General features: G+C 41.7%; 25 protein-coding genes. 14 read left to right on the top strand and 11 right to left on the bottom strand.

The features are described from left to right. Positions 1–72 precede the first annotated feature (72 nt). Positions 73–1,263 carry a YeeE/YedE family protein gene (locus ABD734_RS09835; protein WP_425568409.1) on the bottom strand — a complete coding sequence of 397 codons (1,191 nt, stop codon included), beginning with the start codon at positions 1,261–1,263 and terminating at the stop codon, positions 73–75. Positions 1,264–1,507: 244 nt separating this feature from the next. On the opposite strand from ABD734_RS09835, the gene ABD734_RS09830 reads away from it, so the two are divergent. The 8 genes from ABD734_RS09830 to proC all read left to right on the top strand — a co-directional run bounded on the left by ABD734_RS09830 (position 1,508) and on the right by proC (position 8,566). After that, positions 1,508–2,080, top strand: coding sequence for a thymidine kinase (locus ABD734_RS09830; protein ID WP_344703820.1), 573 nt, complete (start codon positions 1,508–1,510; stop codon positions 2,078–2,080). Positions 2,081–2,173: 93 nt separating this feature from the next. Next, entirely contained in the window at positions 2,174–2,911 is a 738-nt protein-coding gene (locus ABD734_RS09825) for a methionine ABC transporter ATP-binding protein (RefSeq protein ID WP_344703818.1), read from the top strand. After that, on the top strand, positions 2,904–3,587 hold the full coding sequence (locus ABD734_RS09820; protein ID WP_344703817.1) for a methionine ABC transporter permease: 684 nt from the start codon (positions 2,904–2,906) through the stop codon (positions 3,585–3,587). The genes ABD734_RS09825 and ABD734_RS09820 overlap by 8 nt, the downstream gene beginning before the upstream one ends. A 24-nt stretch (positions 3,588–3,611) precedes the next feature. Next, positions 3,612–4,454 carry a MetQ/NlpA family ABC transporter substrate-binding protein gene (locus ABD734_RS09815; protein ID WP_344703815.1) on the top strand — a complete coding sequence of 281 codons (843 nt, stop codon included), beginning with the start codon at positions 3,612–3,614 and terminating at the stop codon, positions 4,452–4,454. A gap of 164 nt (positions 4,455–4,618) precedes the next feature. After that, positions 4,619–5,284, top strand: coding sequence for an HAD family hydrolase (locus ABD734_RS09810; protein ID WP_344703813.1), 666 nt, complete (start codon positions 4,619–4,621; stop codon positions 5,282–5,284). 68 nt (positions 5,285–5,352) lie between these two features. Further along, entirely contained in the window at positions 5,353–5,682 is a 330-nt protein-coding gene (locus ABD734_RS09805) for a hypothetical protein (RefSeq protein WP_344703811.1), read from the top strand. 438 nt (positions 5,683–6,120) lie between these two features. Beyond that, complete coding sequence (gene mqo, locus ABD734_RS09800; protein ID WP_344703809.1) at positions 6,121–7,629, top strand: malate dehydrogenase (quinone); 1,509 nt, start codon at positions 6,121–6,123, stop codon at positions 7,627–7,629. 148 nt (positions 7,630–7,777) lie between these two features. Continuing rightward, complete coding sequence (proC, locus tag ABD734_RS09795; RefSeq protein ID WP_344703807.1) at positions 7,778–8,566, top strand: pyrroline-5-carboxylate reductase; 789 nt, start codon at positions 7,778–7,780, stop codon at positions 8,564–8,566. Between the two features lie 110 nt (positions 8,567–8,676). Here proC and ABD734_RS09790 read toward each other — a convergent pair whose 3' ends face one another. Then, positions 8,677–9,804, bottom strand: coding sequence for a trans-sulfuration enzyme family protein (locus tag ABD734_RS09790; RefSeq protein ID WP_344703805.1), 1,128 nt, complete (start codon positions 9,802–9,804; stop codon positions 8,677–8,679). 368 nt (positions 9,805–10,172) lie between these two features. Between ABD734_RS09790 and ABD734_RS09785 the strand changes: the two genes are divergently transcribed. The 4 genes from ABD734_RS09785 (at position 10,173) to ABD734_RS09770 (ending at position 13,018) form a co-directional block, all read left to right on the top strand. Next, the gene (locus tag ABD734_RS09785) at positions 10,173–10,925 is read left to right on the top strand and encodes a hypothetical protein (protein WP_344703803.1); all 753 of its coding nucleotides are present in this window, start codon (positions 10,173–10,175) and stop codon (positions 10,923–10,925) included. A 26-nt stretch (positions 10,926–10,951) separates the two neighbouring features. Continuing rightward, the gene (locus ABD734_RS09780) at positions 10,952–11,776 is read left to right on the top strand and encodes an SDR family NAD(P)-dependent oxidoreductase (RefSeq protein ID WP_344703801.1); all 825 of its coding nucleotides are present in this window, start codon (positions 10,952–10,954) and stop codon (positions 11,774–11,776) included. 80 nt (positions 11,777–11,856) lie between these two features. Further along, positions 11,857–12,486 carry a hypothetical protein gene (locus ABD734_RS09775; protein WP_344703799.1) on the top strand — a complete coding sequence of 210 codons (630 nt, stop codon included), beginning with the start codon at positions 11,857–11,859 and terminating at the stop codon, positions 12,484–12,486. Next, a complete protein-coding gene (locus ABD734_RS09770) occupies positions 12,473–13,018 on the top strand; it encodes a redoxin domain-containing protein (protein WP_344703797.1) in 546 nt (181 codons plus the stop codon). The genes ABD734_RS09775 and ABD734_RS09770 overlap by 14 nt, the downstream gene beginning before the upstream one ends. A 168-nt stretch (positions 13,019–13,186) precedes the next feature. Here ABD734_RS09770 and ABD734_RS09765 read toward each other — a convergent pair whose 3' ends face one another. The 7 genes from ABD734_RS09765 to ABD734_RS09735 form a co-directional block, all read right to left on the bottom strand. Then, positions 13,187–13,951, bottom strand: a complete 765-nt coding sequence (locus ABD734_RS09765; RefSeq protein ID WP_344703795.1) for an arylamine N-acetyltransferase family protein — start codon at positions 13,949–13,951, stop codon at positions 13,187–13,189. Between the two features lie 254 nt (positions 13,952–14,205). Next, on the bottom strand, positions 14,206–14,985 hold the full coding sequence (locus ABD734_RS09760; protein WP_344703853.1) for a sulfite exporter TauE/SafE family protein: 780 nt from the start codon (positions 14,983–14,985) through the stop codon (positions 14,206–14,208). Further along, positions 14,985–16,346 (bottom strand): MBL fold metallo-hydrolase, encoded by a 1,362-nt coding sequence (locus ABD734_RS09755; RefSeq protein ID WP_344703793.1) that lies wholly within the window; start codon positions 16,344–16,346, stop codon positions 14,985–14,987. Before ABD734_RS09755 ends, ABD734_RS09760 begins: the two co-directional genes overlap by 1 nt. Before the next feature lie 51 nt (positions 16,347–16,397). Further along, positions 16,398–17,495 (bottom strand): DsrE/DsrF/DrsH-like family protein, encoded by a 1,098-nt coding sequence (locus tag ABD734_RS09750; protein WP_344703791.1) that lies wholly within the window; start codon positions 17,493–17,495, stop codon positions 16,398–16,400. A 113-nt stretch (positions 17,496–17,608) separates the two neighbouring features. Continuing rightward, on the bottom strand, positions 17,609–17,851 hold the full coding sequence (locus ABD734_RS09745; protein WP_344703852.1) for a metal-sensitive transcriptional regulator: 243 nt from the start codon (positions 17,849–17,851) through the stop codon (positions 17,609–17,611). A gap of 201 nt (positions 17,852–18,052) precedes the next feature. Next, positions 18,053–19,048 carry an ornithine carbamoyltransferase gene (gene argF / locus ABD734_RS09740; RefSeq protein ID WP_344703850.1) on the bottom strand — a complete coding sequence of 332 codons (996 nt, stop codon included), beginning with the start codon at positions 19,046–19,048 and terminating at the stop codon, positions 18,053–18,055. 237 nt (positions 19,049–19,285) lie between these two features. Further along, positions 19,286–20,128, bottom strand: coding sequence for a prephenate dehydrogenase (locus ABD734_RS09735; protein WP_344703789.1), 843 nt, complete (start codon positions 20,126–20,128; stop codon positions 19,286–19,288). A 408-nt stretch (positions 20,129–20,536) separates the two neighbouring features. Here ABD734_RS09735 and aroF point away from each other — a divergent pair, with 408 nt between their 5' ends. Together aroF and ABD734_RS09725 are read left to right on the top strand one after the other, a co-directional pair. Continuing rightward, complete coding sequence (gene aroF / locus ABD734_RS09730) at positions 20,537–21,574, top strand: 3-deoxy-7-phosphoheptulonate synthase (protein WP_344703787.1); 1,038 nt, start codon at positions 20,537–20,539, stop codon at positions 21,572–21,574. A gap of 19 nt (positions 21,575–21,593) precedes the next feature. Beyond that, the gene (locus ABD734_RS09725; RefSeq protein WP_344703785.1) at positions 21,594–21,887 is read left to right on the top strand and encodes a chorismate mutase; all 294 of its coding nucleotides are present in this window, start codon (positions 21,594–21,596) and stop codon (positions 21,885–21,887) included. 57 nt (positions 21,888–21,944) lie between these two features. On the opposite strand, the gene ABD734_RS09720 is transcribed toward ABD734_RS09725, so the two are convergent. Both ABD734_RS09720 and ABD734_RS09715 read right to left on the bottom strand, forming a co-directional pair. Beyond that, complete coding sequence (locus ABD734_RS09720) at positions 21,945–22,862, bottom strand: homoserine O-succinyltransferase (RefSeq protein ID WP_344703783.1); 918 nt, start codon at positions 22,860–22,862, stop codon at positions 21,945–21,947. Next, entirely contained in the window at positions 22,863–24,140 is a 1,278-nt protein-coding gene (locus ABD734_RS09715) for an O-acetylhomoserine aminocarboxypropyltransferase/cysteine synthase family protein (RefSeq protein WP_344703781.1), read from the bottom strand. Positions 24,141–24,152 lie beyond the last annotated feature (12 nt).

Raw genomic sequence — 24,152 nt, 5'->3', positions numbered from 1 at the left:
TCAATTTCCATTATGTGAGTAAAAATCAAATAAAAACAGCAAGACATCATTAAGCGATGCCTTGCTGTTGATTTAACATACTGAATCATTGGATTTAGGGACGGATAGTCCAAATAGAGGCCTTAGGTATAAAGCAAGAAACGTTCCGCCGAGCGCCATTATGCCCCAGATATATCCGTGCATGCTGAAGGAGGCGATTCCTCCAAAGTACGCTCCGATATTACAGCCAAACGCAAGACGGGCACCATATCCCATCAACAATCCACCGATGACTGATGCTGAGAAGTTCCCTAGAGTTATTTTGGTGAATTTGAATAATCCACCTAGGGCTGAAGCGATGAATGCACCTAGAATCACACCAAAATTCAGTATAGTGGTGCTGTCTGCAAATATAGAAGATTCAAGTGCAGTCGCATTTGCACCTTGCCAATATCCCCACTGGGCTACATCGAACCCAAGGAAATCAGCAACTTTTGAACCCCATAATGCAAATGCAGAAGTAATTCCCCAAGGTGTGCCGCGGGTCATCAAGGTCAAGGCATTCAATACAGCGAGAATGATGGCTGCTGTAAACAGGGGCCATGAGCCTCTAAATATGCGTTTCCATCCGCTCTCTGTCGGCAACGGAGCCATTTTAGGTGCATTTTTCCTTTTTTCTACAATCAACGTAATCCATGCGATCAAACCAAAGAGGGCGATGGAAAGAGCCCATGACCCGCCATATCCGAGGCCTGTGGATGTAGCGAGGGAAATGGGTTCGAATGCTGGAAGTTCCTCTGTCCAAAACGGCAGGTGATACGCACCGACTGTAGCACCAACGATAAAGAACAGTAATGTGATGAACATTACGGTACGGCCACCACCTATGGAATAGAGTGTCCCGGAGGCACACCCGCCACCAAGCTGCATGCCGATGCCGAACAGGAAGGAACCGACTATCAAGCTCACTCCGACCGGCGAAACATAACCTGCTATATCAGCGCCGAAGAACGATATGCCGAACGCCAGGATGGGGGCGAACAGTGTAACCGCAGCGGCTAGCATCAACATATGGGCTCTCATGGCCTGGCCATTGCCGACTGACATCATTCTTCTGAAAGCAGACGTAAACCCAAAACGCGCGTGGAACAATGTAAAACCGAGTGCTAATCCGATGAGCAGCAATACCGGCTGCATCATCGATTGTGTAGCAGCGAGATATATGAAGAGCAGAAGACTTGCTGCTATGCCTCCGCCAACAAGTGATTTTTGAACTGGATTCATGGCGGATGACTGTGTGGCTATAGAACTTTTCATCTTATTTACAGGATGAGCGATGGTGTTCATAAAATACGCCTCTTTTCATATCATTTAAGTAGGAATTTAAATCACTTTAATATATCATAGTAAATAAGTCAAGATAATGATTCCTACAATGACAAAGAGGTTATTGAAGTACACACAAATGTGGTATTATAATGTGCGCCGGGGTATACGGAAATCAATGGAAGAAAGTCGAGGGTGCACAGTGGCAAAATTATATTATCGTTACGGCACGATGCAAAGCAATAAGAGCAATCAGATCATCACCACTCATCACCAATATACAACTCAGGGGAAACGTTGCTTGGCGTACTCATCAAGAGTAGATACGAGAAGCGGATATAAAATGATCAAGTCGCGCATCGGATTGGAACTGATGTGTGAGTATATAACTGATAATATCTACGATGAAGTGCATAAGACCCATATGGAAGAAGAAGTCCACGCGATTGTAGTGGATGAAGCTCAATTCCTGTCCAAGAATGATGTCATGCGCCTCAGTGATATCGCGGATTACCTGGACATACCGGTAATCTGTTTTGGACTTAAGACTGATTTCCGCAATCAGCTCTTTGAAGGAAGCCGTACGCTGTTGGAACTGTCGGATGCAGTGGATGAGTTGAAGACGATTTGCCAATACTGTAATAAAAAGGCAACTTTGAACATGCGCCTGTTGGATGACCGTCCCGTAAATGTAGGGGAGAGCATTTTAATCGGTGACGAAGAATATGTGCCCGTCTGCAGAAAATGTTATAAGGAAAGACTGGAGCTTGTCTGAAATATTTTCTGTGACGGAGATATAGACGCATTAGATCATGAAGACAACGTTATATCGGCGATGTTTAGGAGGATCAATCAGGAGGCTTGAGAAATGATCGAGATCGAAACTGTTTCAAAATCCTTTACAGGGAGAGAGGGTACATTCAAGGCGGTCGATGCCGTGACTTTGAAGATTGCAGCGCGCGAAGTGTTTGGCATAATCGGAGAGAGTGGCGCTGGAAAGTCGACATTGATGCGCTTCATCAATGCCCTGGAAATACCAGACGAGGGGTCAGTCAAGATGGAAGGGGTCGATGTAGGTCGCTTGAAAGGAAAGGCGCTGAGAGATCATCAAAAAGATATCGGTATGATCTTTCAACATTTCAATCTATTAGGCAACAAGACGGTTGAAGAAAATGTACGGTTGCCCTTGATGCTCCATAATTATGAGCAGTCTCTATCGCTCGAAGAGGTGCTTGATTTTGTAGGTTTGGCTGATAAACGTAAAAATTATCCAGCGGAGCTCTCAGGAGGTGAGAAACAACGTGTTGGCATCGCTCGTGCCCTGATCACCCGCCCCAAAGTACTTCTCTGTGATGAACCTACTTCTGCGCTGGATGAAAATACTACATATGAAATAGTTGATGTGTTGAGAAAAGCCCAGAGGGAGTATGATATGACGATTATCGTGGTGACTCATGAATTGCATGTTATTAAAGCGTTATGCCATAGGGCAGCAGTCTTGGAAAAAGGAAAACTAATCGATACGGTAGAAGTAGTGAACAAACCGCATGAAAGAAGCATCAAATCATACCATGAACGGATATTGGAAGTGTTGAGGGATGACTGAATTCAACCGATATATCGAGAGGCTTATTGAGTATGCACCAAAGCTAGCTGTCAGTCTGTATGAAACCGGCATCATGATGGGTTTTGCCATGGCTGCAGCCATACTATTGGGCTTACCGCTTGGGACGCTGCTATTTCTCTCGGCTAAAGGGAATCCACTGGAGAACAGGTACATACAACAACTGTCCAATGTGTTTATAAATATCATACGTTCATTTCCTTTCCTATTGCTCGTAGTTGTCATGCAGCCTTTGATCCGTGCAGTATACGGAAGAGCTACTGGAGATCCGATTGCAGCATCATTTCCAATGATGCTGATTGCTATAGCATTATATGCACGTTTCGTCGAACAGTCTCTGCATGATGTGCCAAAAGGTGTTATGGAAACAGCGGAATCGATGGGTGCATCCACTTTACAGCTCGTATGGAAATTCCTCTATGTAGAGGCAAGGAGTTCATTGCTAATCGGCTTTACTACGGCATTTGTCAGCTTTATCTCCTACTCCACGATTATGGGAGTCGTAGGGGGTGGCGGTATTGGTGACTTTGCCATAAGATATGGGTATCAGCGATATGAGACCGATATTATGTATACGTCCATAGTAATCATAGTTATTTTCGTCATCATGGTACAATGGCTTGGTATGTATACCGCAAAAAGATTGGATAAGAGATGAGTCATATAAAAGGAGAGATATATCGTGTTTAAAAAAAGTATTTTATTGGGTAGCTTAGCTTTGCTTCTAGCTGGATGCAGTGATGGGGGAAGCGGTACTGAAGACTCGGCAGACGGTGGGAAATCGGAAGAAGAGAAGGTAGTGAAGGTCGCCTCACACCTGCCTCCAATGACGGATGTAGTCGAGATTGCTGGAGAAGCGATTGAAGAACCATATAAAATAGAGTTGGTTGAGGTGTCTGATAACATCCAATATAATGAGGCGCTCCTGAATGAAGAAGTTGATGCCAATTTTGCCCAGCATACGCCATTCATGGAAAATTTCAATGAGGAGAGGGGTGGCGATCTAGTGGCGTTACAACCCATATATAACGCCATTGTAGGATTCTATTCACCGACCTATGACTCCATTGATGAACTTGAAGAAGGTGCAGAAGTTGCAATTCCTTCTGATGGTACGAACGAAGCGCGTGCCCTGATGATCCTCGATCAGCATGATATCATTGGCCTGGCAGATGGGGCAGAACATACCGCCACTGTCGATGATATTGAAGAGAACCCAAAAAATCTAGAATTTACCCATATAGATCTGCTCAATCTTACAGGAGCATATGAAGATGGCGTGGAATTGGTCTTCAATTATCCAACTTATATAGCGAGTATCGATTTGACTACAGAAGATGCAATATTGCTTGAGGAAGATGAGAATGATACGTTTGCAATTCAGTTTGTAGCAAGGGAAGATAATAAGGATACAGAAGCAATTCAGGCAGCGAAGGAAGCATTCACCTCACAGGAAGTGTATGACTTTTTGGATGATTTGAGTGAGGAAGGGCATTTGGAACCGGCATTTGAACCAGGTGAATAGTAGAATTGATCATTCGTCAACATAGTATGTGTCAGATAATATATCATAAGCTTAAAAGTATGGAGAATTATGAGTGTTTCACACGAAACATAGGAGCACAGGAAAAGTGCCTCATATGTTAAAATACATTATAGGTAATGACTCCATAAGAAAGGAAATTTCAGATGAAAGTTGCCCTTTTTGATTTTGATGGAACTTTATATCCATACGAAACATTTAATATACTTATGGAACGCTTGAAAAATCATCCCCAATTCAAAAAAAACCATAGGCGTTTCATCAGTGCATTCGCGCCTGTATATATCGGCTATAAACTGAAACTCGTCAAAAAACATACAATGCAGCATAAAGCCATGGAATACTATCTGAGGTCTTTTAAGAGGAATTCGAGAAAAGAGATTGAATCTTTCTTTAGAGATGTGGCGAATGATATGATCGAAGATTTGAGAGTGCCACTTTTGGCCAAGATGCGGCAGCTGAAACAGGATAATTATTATATCATGCTTATATCAGGAGCCTTCAAACCTTTGCTGGAATCTGTATTCAAGGATTTCGATATAGATTGTGTAATAGGCTCTCAAGTTAATTATAGTGGCGAACATCTGGATTCGAAGTCCAAGTTTGAACGTGTCTATGCTGAACGTAAAATTGATATCATCAAAAAACACTTCGCAGATAAAAAAGTGGATTGGCAGAATAGCGAAGCATATAGCGATAGTTATGCAGACTTGCAGATGCTCGAATTGGTGGGGAATCCAGTAGCCGTAAAGCCCGACCCGAGATTACTTGCAGTAGCAACGCGTAAAGGTTGGAAAATCCATCAAGATTGACTTGAATTATTCGAATGCCGAAAAAAAGAGGCTATATTATCATATATTCTTTCAAGGAGTGAAAACCAATGAAACTGACAGAAATAAACGAGGATGAATTGTATCCTACGGAGAAGTTTGGACCTCATATCGAGGGCACGCTCATTTATAAAGTGGGCGAACAAACCCAGTTCAAAGGTGCTTATATAACGACTAACGAACGGATGATCATGAATGTGGACATGGGTGGAGAAAGCTATAGAAGGGTCTTCAGCTATAATGATATCGTAAGGGCTGCTTCTGAAAACGACACTCTGATTATAGAGTTCCCTGAAGGAATGGGCAAAATAGCCATGGTAGATGTCGTAGAAGGTGACATAGACGCATTTGTAGAATACGTCAACGAAAAAGTATCCTGACTAAATAAGGGCGCCTTGGAGAATGACCTCCTAGGTGCCCTTATTTTTATCCTTTTCCTTTATCTTGTCATAAACGAAACGTGCTGCCATGATAAGAAAGTAAATGAAAATACCCCCTGCAGCATTTTGTATATCTGTAATCAGAATGAGGAAAGCAAAAAGGAGAAGAGGCAGAAAAATATATATGAATTTAAAGGTCATGATAACAGCTCCAAAAGTATGTCATAAATATAAATTGTATGTCATATATAAGCCCCCTTTTATATGACTTATAAAAGGAGTATAATCAATATATGATGAATAGTGAATTTACAATTGCATTTTAGTATATCATCTATGCTTAAGTGGGCAACCCTAAACACCGGAGATGGATGATTGAAATGATGTTATCGTTTCAACAACAATATTATTGATATTGATAAGGAGCTTAGAGATATTATGAACAGTGTAATGAACAAGAGTGACATCATTATGATTGGCGGCGGCATCATGAGTGCGACTTTGGGCACACTTCTGAAAGAAGTGAATCCTGAATGGAACATGAAGGTTTTCGAAAAACTAGATGCTCTTGCGCAAGAAAGTTCCGATCCTTGGAATAATGCTGGCACAGGACACTCAGCGCTTTGTGAACTCAACTATACTCCTGAGCAGGCGGACGGATCTCTTGATATATCAAAGGCAGTACATATCAACGAACAGTTTCAGATTTCCAAACAGTTCTGGGCTCATCTTGTAGAAAAAGGAGACATGGAGCGTCCTCAAGATTTTATAATGCCGGTGCCCCATCTCAGTTTTGTCGAAGGTGAAAAAAACGTTGAATTTCTAAAAAAACGGGTCGAAGCGCTTTCTGAGAATCCACTTTTTGAAGGCATGGAAATTGCTGACGACAGCGAAACGCTGAAAGAGTGGCTACCATTGATGATGGAAGGCCGTAATTTTGATAAACCTGTTGCGGCTACAAGAATCAAATCAGGTACAGATGTTAATTTTGGCAATTTGACTAAAAAGTTGTTTGAAAATCTTGAAAAGAAAAATGTATCTATGCATACCAGACATGAGGTCATGGATATCCGCAGGACAAAAGGCGGAGAGTGGCAAGTTAAAGTAAAGAACCTTGATACTGATAAAGTAGAATATCATACATCAAAATTTGTCTTTATTGGAGCAGGCGGAGGCAGCTTGCCACTTCTTCAGAAGACTGGCATCCCGGAGTCGAAAAGCATAGGCGGCTTCCCGGTGAGTGGCATCTTCATGGTATGTCAAGATTCTGAGATTGTGGAGAAGCACGAAGCGAAAGTATATGGTAAAGCGAAAGTCGGTGCTCCACCAATGTCAGTGCCACATCTTGATACGAGGCATATACATGGCAAAAGGTCATTATTGTTCGGGCCTTTCGCAGGTTTTTCGCCTAAATTCCTGAAAACTGGTTCTTATTTTGACCTCATTAGTTCTGTCAAACCCAACAATGTGCTGACCATGCTGTCGGCAGGTGCGAAGGAGATGGGCTTGACCAAATACCTTGTTGAACAAGTGTTGCAGTCAAGTGAAGAACGGATGAAGGATTTGAGGGAGTTTATACCTACAGCCAAGAGCGAAGATTGGGATATCGTAGTGGCAGGACAACGTGTTCAAGTTATAAAAGATACAGAAAAAGGTGGCAAGGGGACACTTCAATTCGGTACAGAAGTCATAACTGCTGAAGATGGTTCCATCGCAGCCCTTCTTGGAGCATCCCCAGGCGCGTCAGTATCTGTAGATGTGATGTTGGATATTATGAAAAGGTGTTTCCCCGAGGAATATCCCAATTGGGAAGACAAGATCAAAAGTATGATACCTTCCTATGGTATGAAACTTACTGAGCACCCAGATAAATATAAAGAAATACATGATGCAGTCTCTGAGAGGTTAAATCTTAAGTCGCAAGAAGATGGAGCCCTCTTAAGTTGATGGAGTCCGATAGGCAGACCGATATGTTAGCGGTCTGCCTATTTATATTGCATAGCGATATATCGTTATAATGCATGGCGATATATTGTAATGCCGTAACTTAATAGAACTGACAATTGTAGCCTTTTAAAGGCTGAAAGGAGTATATATGAATAAAAAAATTGGATTTATCGGAGCTGGAAAAATGGTCGATCACATAGTAAGGGGGTTACTAATTTACCCGGAGATGAAAGATTCCATTATTGTGGTCGGTCGCAACCTGAAAAAACTTGAACTGTTCAATAAAGGAAAAGGGATTGAGATAGATACTGATTACAGTAGACTGCATGCATGCGACATCATTATAAACGGCGTAAGCTCAAGCCAAGTGCTGGATTCTTTTAAGCAAATTCAGCACTATACCAAAGCAGATGCATTATACGTATCAATTGCTGCTGATGTTTCTTTAGAAGAACTGGGAACTACACTACCAGGCTATAAAGTCGTCAGGAACATGCCCAATATTGCTGTGTCGTCACAAGAAGGGGTCATGATTATGACAGGGAATAAGCATGTTACAGAGGAAGAACGAAGTATTCTTACTGAGTTGTTCTCTACGATAGCTCTGGTGGAGTGGGTAGATGAGTCACTAATCAAGTACGCACCTTCCCTGACAGGTTCTTCCCCGGCTTATGTATTTATGATGATAGAAGCGATGGCCGATAAGGCAGTGAGTGTTGGTTTTCCGAGAAACCAAGCCTATAGGCTTGCAGCGCAGGCGATCAGAGGTGCAGGGAAGATGGTGATAGATACTGAATTGCACCCGGGTATGCTGAAAGATCAGATTACGACATCTGGTGGTTCAACGATACAGGGTGTCATGAAATTGGAGAGTCTCGGTTTCAGGAACAGCATCATTCAATCAATGGAAGAAATAAATAAAGCCAACAGTAAATAGAATACGATAGATGAAAAAATGGTGAAGGATGCTCACACACAAAAACACCTCTATGGCTGAATTTTGAAATTCAACACTAAAGGTGTTTTTATTGTTAAGGAGAGCTATTTTTAGATTGTTTCAAGAGCAGCTTGAAGGTCAGATATCAGATCATCCGAATTTTCAATGCCTACAGATAATCTGAACAAGCCATCGGTGATTTCCTTTTCTCTCTGTTCTGCTTCGGACAAATCTTTATGGCTAGAAGTTTTAGGATGGGACAAAATAGTTTCTACTCCCCCAAGACTTACCGAAATCAATGGAATTTTGAGGTGATCTGCGAATTTTTGTGCCTGACCTTCGTTCTTCAATTTAAAGCTGATTACGGCCCCTGCATGGTTGGCCTGACTCATATGCACCGAACTGTCTATTGGGTAATACACCTTTTCAACCTTTGCATGGGAGATAAGGAATTGGTGGATCTTTTCAGTGTTGCTAATAGATTGTTTCCATCTTATACCCAATGTTTTCAAGTGTTGGTTCAATGTCCAACAATCGTACGTGCCAAGTGCAAGTCCCATGACGACCTGAAGTTCTTTAAGAAGGGTACTTATGTCATCATCGTTTACAATGACTGCTCCGGCAATCAAGTCACTATGCCCACTTAAAAACTTGGTTGCACTATGAATCACTATATCAGCACCCAAATCCAGAGGGTTTTGTCCCAAAGGTGTCATAAAAGTGTTATCGACCAGTGTTTTAATATTATTGGCAGAAGTGAATTGGGTAATCGCTTTTATATTTGTCACTTTAAGCGTCGGATTTGACGGGGTTTCAATATAAATTGCTTTAGTGTTTGTATTGACCGCATCAGTTACATTATCTATATTTGTCTGATCTACTTCAGTGAAGCTCAGCCCAAACCGTTTTAAAATAGTTTTCACCAGCTGGTAGGTGCCACCATACATATCGGCAGGCATTATAATATGATCACCCGGTGAAAATGTCATCAAAGCGGCACTTATTGCTGACATCCCAGAGTTGAATGCATAGGCGTGTCTCCCATTTTCCAGGCTGGCAAGTTTTTCTTCGAGCTTATCCCTATTGGGATTGCCATGCCGTACATAAAGGTAGCCTTCCTCTGCGTTGAGGTCAGGTCTGAGAAAGGCAGTTGAATAATACAAAGGTTGGTTTGCGGTGCTGTAATCCAATCCTCGTTTATTATCTACGATCATTTCAGTTTCTTTTTTGTAACCCATGTAGAACTCCTTTATAAATAATATTTTTAATTCTAATGCACTTTCTCGATTAAAAATTAAAATCATCGAACATATATCCATTATAAACGGAATTAATGTATTACTAAAAGAAAAATCTGAATTGAATGATATTAAAAATGTTCAAGTGGCAATGATCATATAGCGTTATTAAAAACGATGAAATCATTTAGTTATAACGATATTATAATGTCTTATAAACTCAATTATAAAGGGTATTTAAATAAAATATAACGTATGTAGCACCATCGTTATTGCAACGATACGATGAAATGTGCTATTGTTATTTACATAAGAAAAGAAAATTACTTTTTTCAGCTATAATGACATTATGTTAAGGAGAAGATATCATGAAAGAATTAAACCAGGCGATATTTTATACGACTGCACAAGTTAAGGATAAAGTTGAACTTTCGGATCAGAACGTCCGTAAGTATGTAAGATTACTGGAAGACAGGAACTATGAAGTTGCCAAAGACGAGCATAATAGAAGATTATTTTCGCAGAATGATATTGCTGTCCTGCAAGAGTTCATTAAAACAGCTAAAAAACCAGGATATACACTTGAAACAGCTGCTGATGAAATAATTTCCCAAGTATCGGATATCGTCAATGAAAAAGAGAACAACATGCCTGCGAACGTCACTAATAATGACATCAATCATATGCTGGGAATTGTCATGGAAAAGTTGGAAACCATGCAGCAGGAAAACAGGGAACTTAAAAACAATGTACATAGATTGGTAGAGCGGTTAGATGAGTACGGCACACAAGCACAAACGCTTTCATTGAACTATAATGATGAAAATAGTGCATACGAAAGTCAAGGTGCTGCTACAGCAATTGAGGAGCACCAAAATTATGAGGATGTTGAAGTGGATGAGAAATTTGAAAAAACGGAAGAGGAATCTTCTGATACGCCTGTAGCAGTTGGCAATGATACTCAAGCGCCAGCTTCCGATGCTTCTTCGAACATAGATATGAACCAGTACAGCAACTATGAAGTACAGGAAGAAGCAGCAGAAGACCGCTCTGAAGTTGAACAGAGAGAAGAAAAAGGTGGGTATTTGAATAAATTATTTAATATGTTCAAAGGGAAATAAAGTTGAATAGGGTTAGGAGGCAGGCTGTGAAGAAGATAATTTGGATTACAGGCGCTTCAAGTGGTTTTGGAATGGCAACTGCCTTGAAGCTATTAAAAGAGACGGAGCATATAATCTGTGTAAGCGCCCGCCGTATTCATCTACTGGACATTCTTGTCAAAGAAGGCGCGATTGCCTTTCCTATGGACGTCGTCAATGCTGAAGAAATTAAAGAGACCCATCAGATGATAGAAAAGAAGATTGGTATCGTGGATGCAGTTCTAGTAAATGCTGGATACGGCGTCTATGGGCCGATAGAGGCTGTGCCTGGGAGTGAAATGAGGAGACAGTTTGAAGTGAATGTGTTTGGTGCTGTAGAAACCATTCGAGCAGTCTTACCTTCGATGCGTCGGCGCAGAGAAGGCAGAATCGTCATAACCAGTTCGTCTGCAGCGCATGTTTCGAGTGCTGGCATGGGATACTACGCTGCGACGAAGCATAGTATCAAAGCAATAGGCACTGCGCTTAGACAGGAAGTGAAAAATTTGGGTGTTGAGGTTGTGATGGTAGAACCTGGAGTTGTGAAAACATCGTTTGGAGAAACTGCCTTTAACCAGAATTATATGGAAGATGGAGGGGCCGACTATAGTGAACAGATGGAGAACATGAAGGCATTTATGATGAGGGCTTTCAACCGTGCGCCTGAGATGACGAAAACGCGGGATATAATGTATGATGCTTTATTAAACAATCGCGTTAAGTCTGTTTATAGGACAACACGAGGATCACTTGCCCTTAATTTAGCCAGCAAACTGCTCTCTACAAATATTTACGATAATATGGTGGGATTTGGGGTCAAGAAATTGAAATGAAGCAATATACTTTATTCACCGGTTATTTCGTGGGATGATTGAAATCGTCTTGATAAATCATAAAGAATTGGGTTGATGGCATGATCGAATCATTTAATATTGGAACTATATCAATACCGGGGATATATATTGTACTTCTATTGAGCTTGTTGGTCAGCTATCTGATGCTTTGGGAAGCTGAGTATAAGAAAGAACTGTTTAATGAATGGACAAACGCGCTTATAATGGTCTTTTTAATCCACAAAGGAACATACATATTATTCAGTTGGAGTGAATTTCTCAATAATCCGCTAGGTGTCTTTTATTTTGATGGCGGTCCTATCGGTCTCCTTATAGCTATGGTGGTTGCTTTCATATATATGTTCTATAGGATGAAAACACTGTTTCACGCAGAAGCGTACGCTATATTCATCGTTGCTTTCTACACCTTCTATGGCCTTCTTGAACTAAGGGCTTTCGGCCAATGGCATTACATCTTCCTGACCGTGCTGTCACTTGCTGCGCTTATCTTCATATACTTCAAATGGAAGCGCATAAGAGTTATATTGGGTACCGCTGTAACGTTACTCGTACTGCAGCTGATCGTGCGTTTCTTTATCTATAACGGTGCCGAAATATTCAATCTAAGCCTACTGCAATGGCTCATCGTCTTAAGCATCATCTATCTTTCTGTGACTGTAAATAGAGGAGGAGAAGATGAAGAAATATAGACATTATTTCATCGGTATAATAATCTTGAGTGCGCTCTTTTTCACCATCTATCAAACTGTTGCAGAAGATGCACAGGTAAACCAGTCGTTGGAATCCAACCCTGAAGCAGGGCTTGATATAGGGTCTGAAGCCCCTGATTTCACATTGCAGGGTTACGATGGCGAGACGATTTCGCTTGGTGCGATAGATAAGCCTGTAATGCTTAATTTTTGGGCTTCCTGGTGCCCACCTTGTAAAGCGGAAATGCCTCATATGAGGAATTTCTATGAGAAGAACAAGGATGAAGTTGAAATCGTAGCTGTGAACATGATGCATCAGGAAAGTAGTGATCAAGATATGGAGAAGTTTTATAAAGAATATGGATTAAACTTTCCTGTACCAATTGATGAAGATGGGATGGTGAGCACCACTTATCAGGTTGTGTCGATTCCGACGTCGTATTTCATAGATTCGGAAGGAATCATAGTATCTAAGTACACGGGACCTATGACAGAAACATCTATCTCAGAAACGTTTAAACGAATTAAATAATCAGCTACCATATTTTTATCTGAGATAATATATAAATTTTTCATCAGTATTGAAATTGCATAAAATTGATGAAAATGTCTGATTCGGATTCAACTAAAAACGGCCTGGAAATCTTAACTCAAGATTTCCAGGCCGTTCGTCTTATCTTTAAAGAACATTATACCTGAATTAAAGCAGTTGCTCTAATTTGATGCCAAAACATTCATCAAGTATGGACGATTGATCGTCCTCATCAACAGCAATCTTTTGTACTTCTCCTTCTTCGGTGGTAATTAAAGTATCTCCTGAAAGTGTGATACGCCCATTCAAAGTAGCTAAAGATACAATTTCTTTTTGTGTAAAATGAGATTCTGGTGAGTTTTGGTTAAAATGACATGCTTCTTTAAAATCAGTCAATTCTCGCGGTGTGATGTCAGCGCGGAATAACGTTCTCCATCTATGATCACTTTCTTTTCTCTGCAAGTCAAAGATCTTCTCTTTCACTTTGGCTACACGATAGACCCCGCTTACATCTTCCCTGATTTCACCTGTTAAAGGCAATGGCATTCTGGTAGAATCACCAAAACCAACATCGACCAGATAGGGTTGATCAAGCTCGACAATCAGAGAAGCATGAAGTCCTGGTTTTGCCCACGTTCCATCGGGACGTTTAACAGTAGCTGATATGAAGTAAGTATTAAAATCAAGATTCTTCAACAAAGAGTTAAATAGACCATTCAACTCATAACAAAAGCCACCACGCTGTTCCAATACAATCTTTTTATAATAATTCTCCACATCCAGCGGGATTGGGATATTATACATGACATTTAAGTTCTCAAAAGGAACATGCAGCATGTGCTGTAATTGCAGTTGCAGGAGAGTATCATAATTTGCATCCTCTATCTCCTTTAAGCCGATGCGTTGCAAATACCGGGTGATATCCAATTTCAAGGTCCTCCTTCATATTCGTCCTGATCGTAATTCAGGATGATTCATACAACAGACGTCTCTTATTGCACTTATCTGTCCACAATATAACGCCAAATATATTATTCAACAAGCAGCTTGCTTGTCATTAATTACATTGGGTCCTGAACTATCCAGGCACCAATAGAACGTATAACTGCTTGAATGCTGATATAACGACGATATAACACTACTGAAAATGAGAAAAAGTAAAAGGTCTGCCTAATTAGGCAGACCTTTTACATAACCACTTCTGTCCAAATCTTGATTGCTGTACCGAGAATGATCAGGGCCAGAATCCATTGTAGGACTTTTGTATTCATATTCTGTCCGGCTTTTGCCCCTAGCGGTGCTGCAAGAAGACTTGCAACAATCATTATGACTGCAGGACCGTAAAGCACCTGGTCGGTAACGACTTTACCTATGGTAGCACCAATCGAGGAGATGAATGTCACTGCAAGACTGGTGGCTATAGTGACCCGTGTGGGTATTTTAAGGACAACCAACATTATAGGTACTAGTATAAATGCTCCAGCTGCACCTACAATGCCAGCCGCTGCACCGGTAATCAAAGCCAGGCCAGCGGCCAGTGGACCATTAAACTGAAGATCATCTCCTGGACTAAAAGGAATCTCTTTCTTTGGAAGGAACATCATGACGACGGCTATAGTCGCTAAGATAGCGTAGACGATATCAATCTGGGTTTCTGTAAGGAACTCAGAACCATATCCACCTATCAGGCTACCAATCAGGATTGCGCCCCCCATATATGCGATTAACCTCATGTTGAGGTAGCCACTGCTTTTATAAGCCCACACTCCCGCTATTGTTGCAAAGAATACCTGAACGGCACTTATCCCTGCAACTTCATGGGAAGTGAAGGTTGCCACCCCCAGCAAAGGGGGGATATACAGCAGCATAGGATATTTGATGATGGATCCTCCGATTCCAACCATACCTGATATGAAGGAACCGACGAAACCGATCAGAAATATCACGATAATGAAAGATATATCCATCACTTCATCGCTTCTTTGATGCCGCCATAGCCTTTTTCAATATTGACGACGTTTTCAAAACCGCGTGCTTTCAACGCGCTCATAGCGATTGCTGAACGTACACCTGATTGGCAATGCACATAGATTGCCTCGTCAGTGTCGAACGGCACTTCTTTTTCATCGAGGTGGCCAAAGTGAACATGGTGTGCATTCTCCAGATGGCCTCCTTCAAATTCTGAAGTCGAACGGACATCGAGGATGTTTTTATCCTTGTAGTTTTCGACAAACTCTTCAGGAGATATATTATCATAGGAGTCATCGAAATATTTATCGGCTTTATCTTCAGGCACAATCAGTTTCAAATCATCAAAACCAATGGCTGCTAGATCTTCCTGTAATGTCTTGCTGTCTTCAGGATTCGCGATAACGGTCATTGGCTGATCAAAATCGATATACCACCCTGCGAACTGTAGGAATTTATCGTTGTAGGGAATATTTATAGCACCTTTTTTAAAGCCTTTTTTAAATGCTTCCTTACTTCTTAGGTCAAACACTTGGCCAGGTAATTCATCAGGTGTGTCTATCTCTACATCTTTCACTTTAAACTCTGGAAGTCCTTCTTTATTGACTTTCTTCATCTGCCCAAAATAGCTAGGTGGTTCGGGCTGGTCACTCGTCAATTCTTTGATGAAATCGTCTTTGTCCTTATAGTCAAACACCCAGTTATTCTTCCGCTCATATCCGAGGGTGGACAAAGGAACTGCGCCCAATGATTTACCACATGCACTGCCTGCACCATGTCCAGGCCATACTTGCATGAAATCTGGGAAGTCATTCATTTTCTTAAGGGAATCGAACATTGCGTTGGCACCCTCTTCAGTAGTGCCTTCCATGTCTGCTGCTTCTTCCAGTAGGTCAGGACGACCGATGTCACCAACGAATAGGAAGTCGCCAGTAAATATGCCCATTGGTTCTTCACTGCCGGCACCACGGTCCGTCAGTACAAATGAAATACTTTCTGGTGTATGCCCAGGGGTATGCATTACTTTCAGTTCTACATTACCTACATTGATGATATCCCCATCTTTTACATATACAGTATCGGTAGGCATATCCTCGTACTTCCAATCTTCACCGCCTTCGTCAGATACATATGCAGTGGCATTGAATTTTTTCGCAGCGTCACGTAGACCAGAAGCAAAGTCAGCATGGATATGGGTTTCAGCTACATGTGTAATGTTGAATCCCTCTGCGTTTGCAACTTCTTCATATTCATCAACAACGCGTTTTGGATCGATGATCATAGCTTCTTTTGTTTTCTGGCAAGCTACCATATAGGATGTCTGTGCAAGTTTCTTGTCGAAGAATTGTTTAAAGAACATTAATATACACTCCTTGAATTGATTGATTTTAAATGCATCGTATACTCCTAATTAGATGAACAGGTTCAAGTTCCCATTCTCGGCATCGCCAAGATAGGTACCTACTCCACCGAAATTAACATTAGGAAGCAGTTCGTCTTCTTCTACTGCCATTATATCCATACTCATTGTACATGCTACCATTTTGACGCCGAGTTTATCCGCTTTGTCTATCATTTCCGTGAGTGCATCCACACGTTTCTTCTTCATGACGTGCTGGATCATTTTGGAACCGAGTCCAAATAGATTCATGTTGGATATTGGAAGTTTAGAGGCTGATTTCGGCATCATCATGCTGAAGGCTTTATCGAGCCCTGTCTTTTTCTTTCTTGGGGCATTCGGGTCCTTGATGACATTTAGTCCCCAGAAAGTGAAGAACATCGTAACATCTTTACCCATGCTTTTAGCACCTGTGGCGATGATGAAAGATGCCAATGCTTTATCCAGGTCTCCACTGAATACGACCATAGTGGCCCCATCTTTGGTTTCAACCATCTGATGGCCTTCAGATGCAGTTTTCCCTTCAGAGTCATTCTTTTGAAGTACCACTACCACCTTATCGCCGACCTTTTCATTTTTAAGAATAAAGTGTCCCTTTTTACGGGCCCAGGCTTCAACGTCGGTACAGAAACCAAAATCGGTCACGGTCATTTCCATCTGTTGACCATCTTTTAATCCATCCATAACTTCATTTACCTTAAGAAGGGGACCTGGACATTGTAGACCACTTGCTTCTATTTTGACCCTATCAGGATCGATGGCGAGATTCTTCTCTAAAGACTGATTCCCAGCAGTCGTTTCATCAGCGCTATCATACTTTCCGTTGTACTGGCTATAACCTTCTTCAAGGTTTATCGCATCAAAACCGTTGCGCTTCAAGATATCTGTTGCATCAGCACCGCGTTTGCCTCTTTGGCAATATACGTGGATTCTCTGATTTTTAGGAAGTTCGTCTAAGCGCGACTCCAATTCATTTACTGAGATATTATCAGCGTTGGCGATATGTCCCATCTCATACTCGAAAGGCTCCCTTACATCGAGTAGATATTCGTTTTTTTCAACTAATTGATCTGCATCATTAATGTGATGCTTTGTAACTGTGTCGCTCATAATTGTTAATCGTCCTTTCATTTTTAAATACCTATAAGGGTATAATAGCAGGCACAATAAAACTTGTCAAATACCCAATGGGGTATACTGTAAAAAAATAAAAACAGATGAAATCATCTGCTCTTATTCAGGAGCTCTACTGCTTCCTTCACAAGATCATCTGTATTTTCATCTGGATCATTCATCGTTTCTTTTACGCATTGAACGAGATTATCACTGACAATGACATTCATAGTACGGTTTAAAGCGCTTTTTGCGGCACTCAATTGTGTGACTACATCCTTACAGTCTTTGCCTTCTTCCATCATCTTTAAGGCACCGTTAATCTGGCCCTGTAAACGATTTATGCGATTCATGACAGCTTTATCGTAAACTGTCTTCTCTTGGATTGAAGTCAAACCATCACCTTCTTAAATTAGTTATATATATTATAGAAGTTGTAATTTAATTTGTCAAATACCCCTATAGGTATAAAAGGGGGTCTGTTCGCCAGGTCAGGTGTACTCATCAAGTAGGAAAATTGGACAAAGTAAAGAAGCGGTGAAATAACCGCTTCTTCAGTATACGTCGCCGCATGTCGCTGCAAGCAGTGCTTTAATCGTGTGCATCCGATTCTCTGCCTGCTGAAATACTTTTGAATAAGGGCTCCTGAAAACTTCATCAGTAACTTCAAAACCATCCATCCCGAATTTGTTGAAAACGGTGCGACCCATTTCCGTTTTTGTATCGTGTATGGCAGGGAGGCAATGAAGAAATATGGTGTGAGCTTTACCTGTCATATCCATCAATGACTGATTTACCTGATAAGGGCGGAGAAGGGCGTGTCGTTCCTCAAGAGCATCTTCTTCCCCCATGGAACACCAGACATCTGTATAGATGACATCACTGCCATATACACCCTCTTCAATATTTTCAGTGACCAATGTGCTGCTTCCAGAGTCTTCCTTGATTCCATTGGCTAGTTTCTGAATACTGGTGCTCGGCTGCAGTGCTTTCGGCGCTACTATATTGATATTTACCCCGAGTATCGCGCCTGTAATAAGAAGGGAATGTGAGATGTTGTTTCGGCCGTCTCCGACAAAAGTTACGGTCTTCCCATGAAAGTCCCCTAGATGCTCTTTGATGGTCAGAAAATCGGCAAGCATCTGCGTAGGGTGCCATTCATCGGTGAGTGCATTCCATATAGGCACTCCTGCATGTTCTCCAAGTGATTCGACCGTTGCCTGATCAAATCCTCGATACACTATGCCGTCAAACATCGAACCCAGTACTTTTGCAGTGTCTTCTACAGATTCTTTAGCCCCAAGCTGAATATCATCCTTATTTAAGTACTCTACTTGCGCACCAAGTTTACCGGCAGCTACTGTGAAAGCTGAGCGTGTACGCGTCGACTGCTTTTCGAAAATCATTGCGAGGTGTTTGCCACTCATGAAGCGTTGTGGAATACCGTGCTTTTCTTTAAGCTTCAAATGTTCAGCGAAGTCGATGAGTAATTCCAGTTGTTCCCTTGAGAAGTCGTGCTCCTTTAAAAAATTTCTATTGTGGAACTGTATGAGTTCTAATTGTTTTGCCGTCCCAAATAATCATCCCCTAATTAAAGTTATTAAAGTAATTATACATAAAAATGCCGATTAATCAAATAAATATTTAATATATTGTATAATAATTAGTTTATGGACTGTTTGGTGATGAAATATATTTATGTTGTTCCATACGCCTGCTTGGAGTGACTAATGAAAAAACCATGCATACAATGCATGGCACTCAATATTTTTATTCAGTGATGTGATTTAGTTGTGCAGATCATGATACCTGTTTCGTGCTTCAATCATCATTTCTTTCATTGCATTGAAATCCTCATTCTCAATGGCCTCTGATAGGTGGTTTAGCTGATCTTTAAAGCGTCCTATATGCTCCCTCAGGTAATCTTTATTCATCACAAAAAGTTCAGGCCAAAGCGCTTCATTGATATTGGTGATGCGTGTCAAGTCCCGGTAGCTGTCACCTGTATATCTTTTAGTTTCTCTTTTTGGGTCGTCGCTGTTGATGAGCGAGAGTGCTATGACGTGTGCAAGTTGACTTGTGAAGCCGATGACTTCGTCATGGAATTCAGGCGTAATCAAGGAAACTTCCTTAAATCCCATCTGTTGAACCAGTTCTTTAATGGTGTTGATGTTCCTGCTGTCATTCCGTTCTGTAGGGGTTAGGAGGTAGTTTGCACCTTCAAAAACTTCAGCACTTGAAAAATGCAGGCCCCGATTCTCACGGCCAGCCATGGGATGACCGAAGATGAAATCCACTGTGGCCGGCAAAAGTGGTTCGATTTGGTTGATCAATGCCCTTTTGACGCCTGTTACATCGGTAATGATGGTATTCTCTTTCATGTAAGGAGTGTATTTCTCGATCAGCGATTTTAGAATTCCAGGGTAGACTGAGAATATGATGATATCGGCTGCTGGAATAATATTTTCAGGGTTCTGATAGCCTTTAGAAATTATATTCTGCTGTTCTGCATAAAGGAGTGCCTCCTTATCGACATCAATGCCGAACACCTCATGTTCAGGTAAATGTTTAGCTAGGTTGAGTGCGAATGACCCTCCGATGTTACCAAGGCCGACGATGACTATTTTCATTGAATACCTCCATTTTAATGTCTTAAAGTAGTATAAGCATAAAAAAAATCTAAATCAATCCATATAATTCTGACAATTCTGTATTGACAAATAAATGATGGGTGGTTATAATTGCTCTCAACACATCTCAAAAGAGACGATTATAATGGGACACATAAAACACCAACAACATAATCGATTTTATTTTAGCTATTTTTGATGCCGTTTGTACTCATCATTGCGTACAAACGTAAAACATATTCTGTTTGTATCAATGATGGCTAAAGTATTTTGAGATGTCTAGCCATTTATATAAAATAAGTGGCTAGAATTCGGCAATATAATCTTATTCAACTTGAATCGCCACTTATTTATATAAATAGGTGGCGGTTTTTTTATCAAAATTTTATCTAATGGGAGGTTTTCAATATGATCATTCATGTTGGACAAGGTGCAGAAGAAAGTGAAATACAGGAACTTATACGTAATATAGAAGGTGCAGGATTCGGGGTGAATCGATCTGACGGGAGAAACCGGACTGTTATCGGACTGATAGGAGATACATCTAATGTTACAGAAAATGATTTCGCGAAATATAGGATTGTGGATGGTGTCCATCGTATACAAGCTCCATACAAAAAAGCCAATAGATTGTTTCACGAAGATGACAGTGTCATTGATATAGATGGTGTGAAGGTAGGTGCAGAGAATTTCATGGTCTGTGCCGGCCCATGCTCCGTTGAACATGAAGATGATATGGTGGCACTCGCCCAAAAGCTTAAAGCAACGGGTGCAAACACATTCCGAGGCGGAGCGTTCAAGCCAAGAACCTCCCCATATGCATTCCAGGGGCTTGGTCTCGAAGGATTGAGGATCCTCGATGTTGTAAAGAAAGAAACTGGCTTGCCAATCGTATCTGAACTCATGTCTACAGAATACATCGATGAATTCGTAGATACAGTGGACGTCATCCAGATAGGTGCGCGGAATATGCAGAATTTCGATCTTCTCAAAGCAGTAGGTGAGACCGATAAACCTATATTGCTGAAGAGAGGGATGTCAGCAACGATGAAGGAGTGGTTGATGTCTGCAGAATACGTCATGGCTGGGGGCAATGATAACGTCATTTTCTGTGAGCGTGGTATAAGAACTTTTGAAACGGCCACACGAAATACTTTGGATATTCAGGCAGTGCCAGTCATGCAGAAAGAATCCCATCTACCAATCATTGTTGACCCGAGTCATGCAGCGGGAGTCAGACATGTCATCCCTTCAATGGCGAAGGCAGCTGTCATGGCAGGTGCCAACGGGTTGCAGATAGAAGTTCATGAAGAACCTGAGAATGCGTGGAGTGATGGCCAGCAGTGTTTGACGCCTGATGAACTCGGTGACTTGATGCAATCGATAAACATGTTACTCGACATCGAAAAGAAAACCGCCAATAATCAACAAGTTATCCAACAATAGGATAAAGGAGGGGAACGCCATGAACACCCATGGAAAGTTGAGAGGGAAAATTGATGAGATAGATACAGAGATGATCGCTCTGTTTGAAGCACGCATGGAAATTGCTGAGGAAATAGCAGAATATAAAATTGCACAAGGCATACCAGTGTTTGATGGCACACGGGAAGAAGAAGTGATATGCAGGAATGTAAATAAACTTCAGGATGATGCCTTGAAAGAATACGCCAGCTCATTTTTCAAACATCTCATGGCGCTCTCCAGAAAAAAACAGCAGGAAAATTTTGAAACAAGCAAGATCTCCCATGAAATATAAAAACCGTTACGTATAAAGCCTCTGAAACTGGATCCAGTTTCAGAGGCTTTTCCGTTATTATTCCTCAAGGTGTGTGAGGTCGTAATAAGTATTTTGATATGTTTCATTGATCCAATTACTGAAAAGGAGATGGGCGTGGCTCTTCCAGGAGAACAGAGGTCTGGAAGTAGGGTCATCCTGGATGAAATAATTGCAGGGTGGCAGAATTTTTCCGCCCGTGCGCAAATCTCTTTCATACTCCTCCCCTAAAGTGTTTCGCCCATATTCCAGGTGACCGAGGACGAAGAGGTCACGCTGATCACCAGTACTCATTATGTCTGGGCCAAAGCGGTCGTTACTAGTCAATATCTCAAGCCCCTTTGTATGCTGAACCGCTTTATAATCTATTTGAGCATGCCTGGATTGAGGGACCCGGTAGACATCATCAAACCCTCTCAGTAAGGGGTGACCAGGTTTGAGGTTATCATAGTCGAATACACCGAACAGTTTGTCTGAAAGCAAAAACTTCTGAATGCCAAAATAATGGTTCAATGCGAATTGAGCTCCCCAACAGATGAAGAATCTTGAAAATACATGAGTTTCGGACCACTTCATCATATCGCGCAGTTCGTCTATATAATCCACTTCGTGAAAATCTAGTTTTTCGACTGGCGCGCCGGTCACAATCATACCGTCATACCGCCTGTCAGTTATTTCCCTGAATGTGTGATAATACTTTTGAAGGTGGCTGGTGTGTGTGTTCTTACTGATATGGCTGTTCATATGCATGAAATCCACATCGATCTGCAGTGGCGTATTGCCTAAGAGACGGAGAAGCTGTAACTCCGTCTCTTCTTTTTTAGGCATCAGATTCAGAATGAGAATGCGTAGTGGGCGAATATCTTGAGTATGTGCACGATGCTCTTCTATAGTATAGACATTTTCATTGTGCAAGTGTTCCCTGACAGGTAGACCTTCGATTATTTTTATAGGCATTTAAATCGCATCCAGAGCTTTTTCGAGGTCACCGATGATATCATCGATGTGTTCCAACCCTATAGATACTCGGATGGCTTCAGGTCTGACGCCGCCTTTCAACTGTTCAGATTCGTCGAGTTGCGAGTGTGTCGTTGAAGCGGGATGGATCACCAGAGATTTTGCATCGCCGACGTTAGCGAGTAAGGAGAAGAGCTCCAAAGATTCAATGAAACGTTTTCCAGCTTCATACCCTCCCGTCACACCGAAAGTGAATATGGCGGAGGCGCCCTTTGGAAGATATTTTTTCTGCAGAGCGTTATATTTACTGGATTTAAGCCCCGCATAGTCCACCCATTGTACTTTTTCATGAGCTTCGAGGTATTCTGCTACCACTACTGCATTTTCAACATGTCTCTCCATCCTCAAGGATAATGTTTCGATGCCCTGTATCAGTAGAAATGCATTGAAGGGGGATATCGCAGCGCCTGTATCACGTAATAACGTAGTTCGAAGTTTGAACACGTAAGCGGCCGGGCCGAATGCTTCGGTAAAAACAAGCCCGTGGTATGAGTCGTCAGGTTCAGTAAGCCCCGGGAATTTGCCGTTGTTCCAATTGAAATTCCCGCCGTCCACAATCACCCCGCCTATAGAGGTGCCATGTCCGCCGAGGAATTTAGTTGCAGAATGGACAACAACATTGGCTCCGTGCTCAAGTGGACGGCAAAGGTAAGGTGTGGCAAATGTATTATCGACGATGAGAGGGAGGCCATGAGTTGAAGCAATCTGAGCCAATGCTTCAATATCCTCTATATTGCCCTCAGGATTGCCGATTGTTTCAATGAATATCGCTTTTGTATTATCTTTAATTTCACGTGAAACATTGTCAAGATTCTTTGTGTCGACAAAACTTGTCTCGATGCCGAATTTCGTGAAGGTATGGCTGAATAGGGTGTGTGTGCCTCCATATAGGCTAGTCGTTGAAATGATATGGTCTCCGTTACCAGCAACACCTTGGATGGCATAGGTGATGGCAGCCATGCCTGACGCGACAGCCAAGCCTGCAACCCCGCCTTCAAGATCGGAAACCCGTGTTTCAAGGGCTGCAGTCGTAGGGTTCATGATGCGCGTATATATGTTGCCGGCATCCTGAAGACCGAATAGATCGGCCGCGTGCTTAGTATCATCGAATACATAAGAAGTGGTTTGATAGATTGGGAGCGCGCGTGATTTGGTGTCCGTATCGACTTCTTGGCCTGCATGCAATTGCTTTGTTTCAAAACGATAGTGTTCCGACATTTCCATACCTCC

Source organism: Salinicoccus jeotgali, assembly GCF_039538805.1.
In the GTDB taxonomy this organism is placed as follows: Bacteria; Bacillota; Bacilli; order Staphylococcales; family Salinicoccaceae; genus Salinicoccus; species Salinicoccus jeotgali.
Note: the sequence above shows the minus strand (reverse complement) of the source record. Positions and strands in the feature narration are given on the sequence as shown.

Coding starts and splice junctions, on each gene's coding strand:
- ABD734_RS09835 (WP_425568409.1), bottom strand. CDS start 1,263: ATGAATCCAGTTCAAAAATCACTTGTTGGCGGAGGCATAGCAGCAAGT.
- ABD734_RS09825 (WP_344703818.1), top strand. CDS start 2,174: ATGATCGAGATCGAAACTGTTTCAAAATCCTTTACAGGGAGAGAGGGT.
- ABD734_RS09820 (WP_344703817.1), top strand. CDS start 2,904: ATGACTGAATTCAACCGATATATCGAGAGGCTTATTGAGTATGCACCA.
- ABD734_RS09810 (WP_344703813.1), top strand. CDS start 4,619: ATGAAAGTTGCCCTTTTTGATTTTGATGGAACTTTATATCCATACGAA.
- ABD734_RS09805 (WP_344703811.1), top strand. CDS start 5,353: ATGAAACTGACAGAAATAAACGAGGATGAATTGTATCCTACGGAGAAG.
- mqo (WP_344703809.1), top strand. CDS start 6,121: ATGAACAGTGTAATGAACAAGAGTGACATCATTATGATTGGCGGCGGC.
- proC (WP_344703807.1), top strand. CDS start 7,778: ATGAATAAAAAAATTGGATTTATCGGAGCTGGAAAAATGGTCGATCAC.
- ABD734_RS09790 (WP_344703805.1), bottom strand. CDS start 9,804: ATGGGTTACAAAAAAGAAACTGAAATGATCGTAGATAATAAACGAGGA.
- ABD734_RS09785 (WP_344703803.1), top strand. CDS start 10,173: ATGAAAGAATTAAACCAGGCGATATTTTATACGACTGCACAAGTTAAG.
- ABD734_RS09775 (WP_344703799.1), top strand. CDS start 11,857: ATGATCGAATCATTTAATATTGGAACTATATCAATACCGGGGATATAT.
- ABD734_RS09770 (WP_344703797.1), top strand. CDS start 12,473: ATGAAGAAATATAGACATTATTTCATCGGTATAATAATCTTGAGTGCG.
- ABD734_RS09760 (WP_344703853.1), bottom strand. CDS start 14,985: ATGGATATATCTTTCATTATCGTGATATTTCTGATCGGTTTCGTCGGT.
- ABD734_RS09755 (WP_344703793.1), bottom strand. CDS start 16,346: ATGTTCTTTAAACAATTCTTCGACAAGAAACTTGCACAGACATCCTAT.
- ABD734_RS09750 (WP_344703791.1), bottom strand. CDS start 17,495: ATGAGCGACACAGTTACAAAGCATCACATTAATGATGCAGATCAATTA.
- ABD734_RS09745 (WP_344703852.1), bottom strand. CDS start 17,851: ATGAATCGCATAAATCGTTTACAGGGCCAGATTAACGGTGCCTTAAAG.
- ABD734_RS09735 (WP_344703789.1), bottom strand. CDS start 20,128: ATGAAAATAGTCATCGTCGGCCTTGGTAACATCGGAGGGTCATTCGCA.
- aroF (WP_344703787.1), top strand. CDS start 20,537: ATGATCATTCATGTTGGACAAGGTGCAGAAGAAAGTGAAATACAGGAA.
- ABD734_RS09725 (WP_344703785.1), top strand. CDS start 21,594: ATGAACACCCATGGAAAGTTGAGAGGGAAAATTGATGAGATAGATACA.
- ABD734_RS09720 (WP_344703783.1), bottom strand. CDS start 22,862: ATGCCTATAAAAATAATCGAAGGTCTACCTGTCAGGGAACACTTGCAC.
- ABD734_RS09715 (WP_344703781.1), bottom strand. CDS start 24,140: ATGTCGGAACACTATCGTTTTGAAACAAAGCAATTGCATGCAGGCCAA.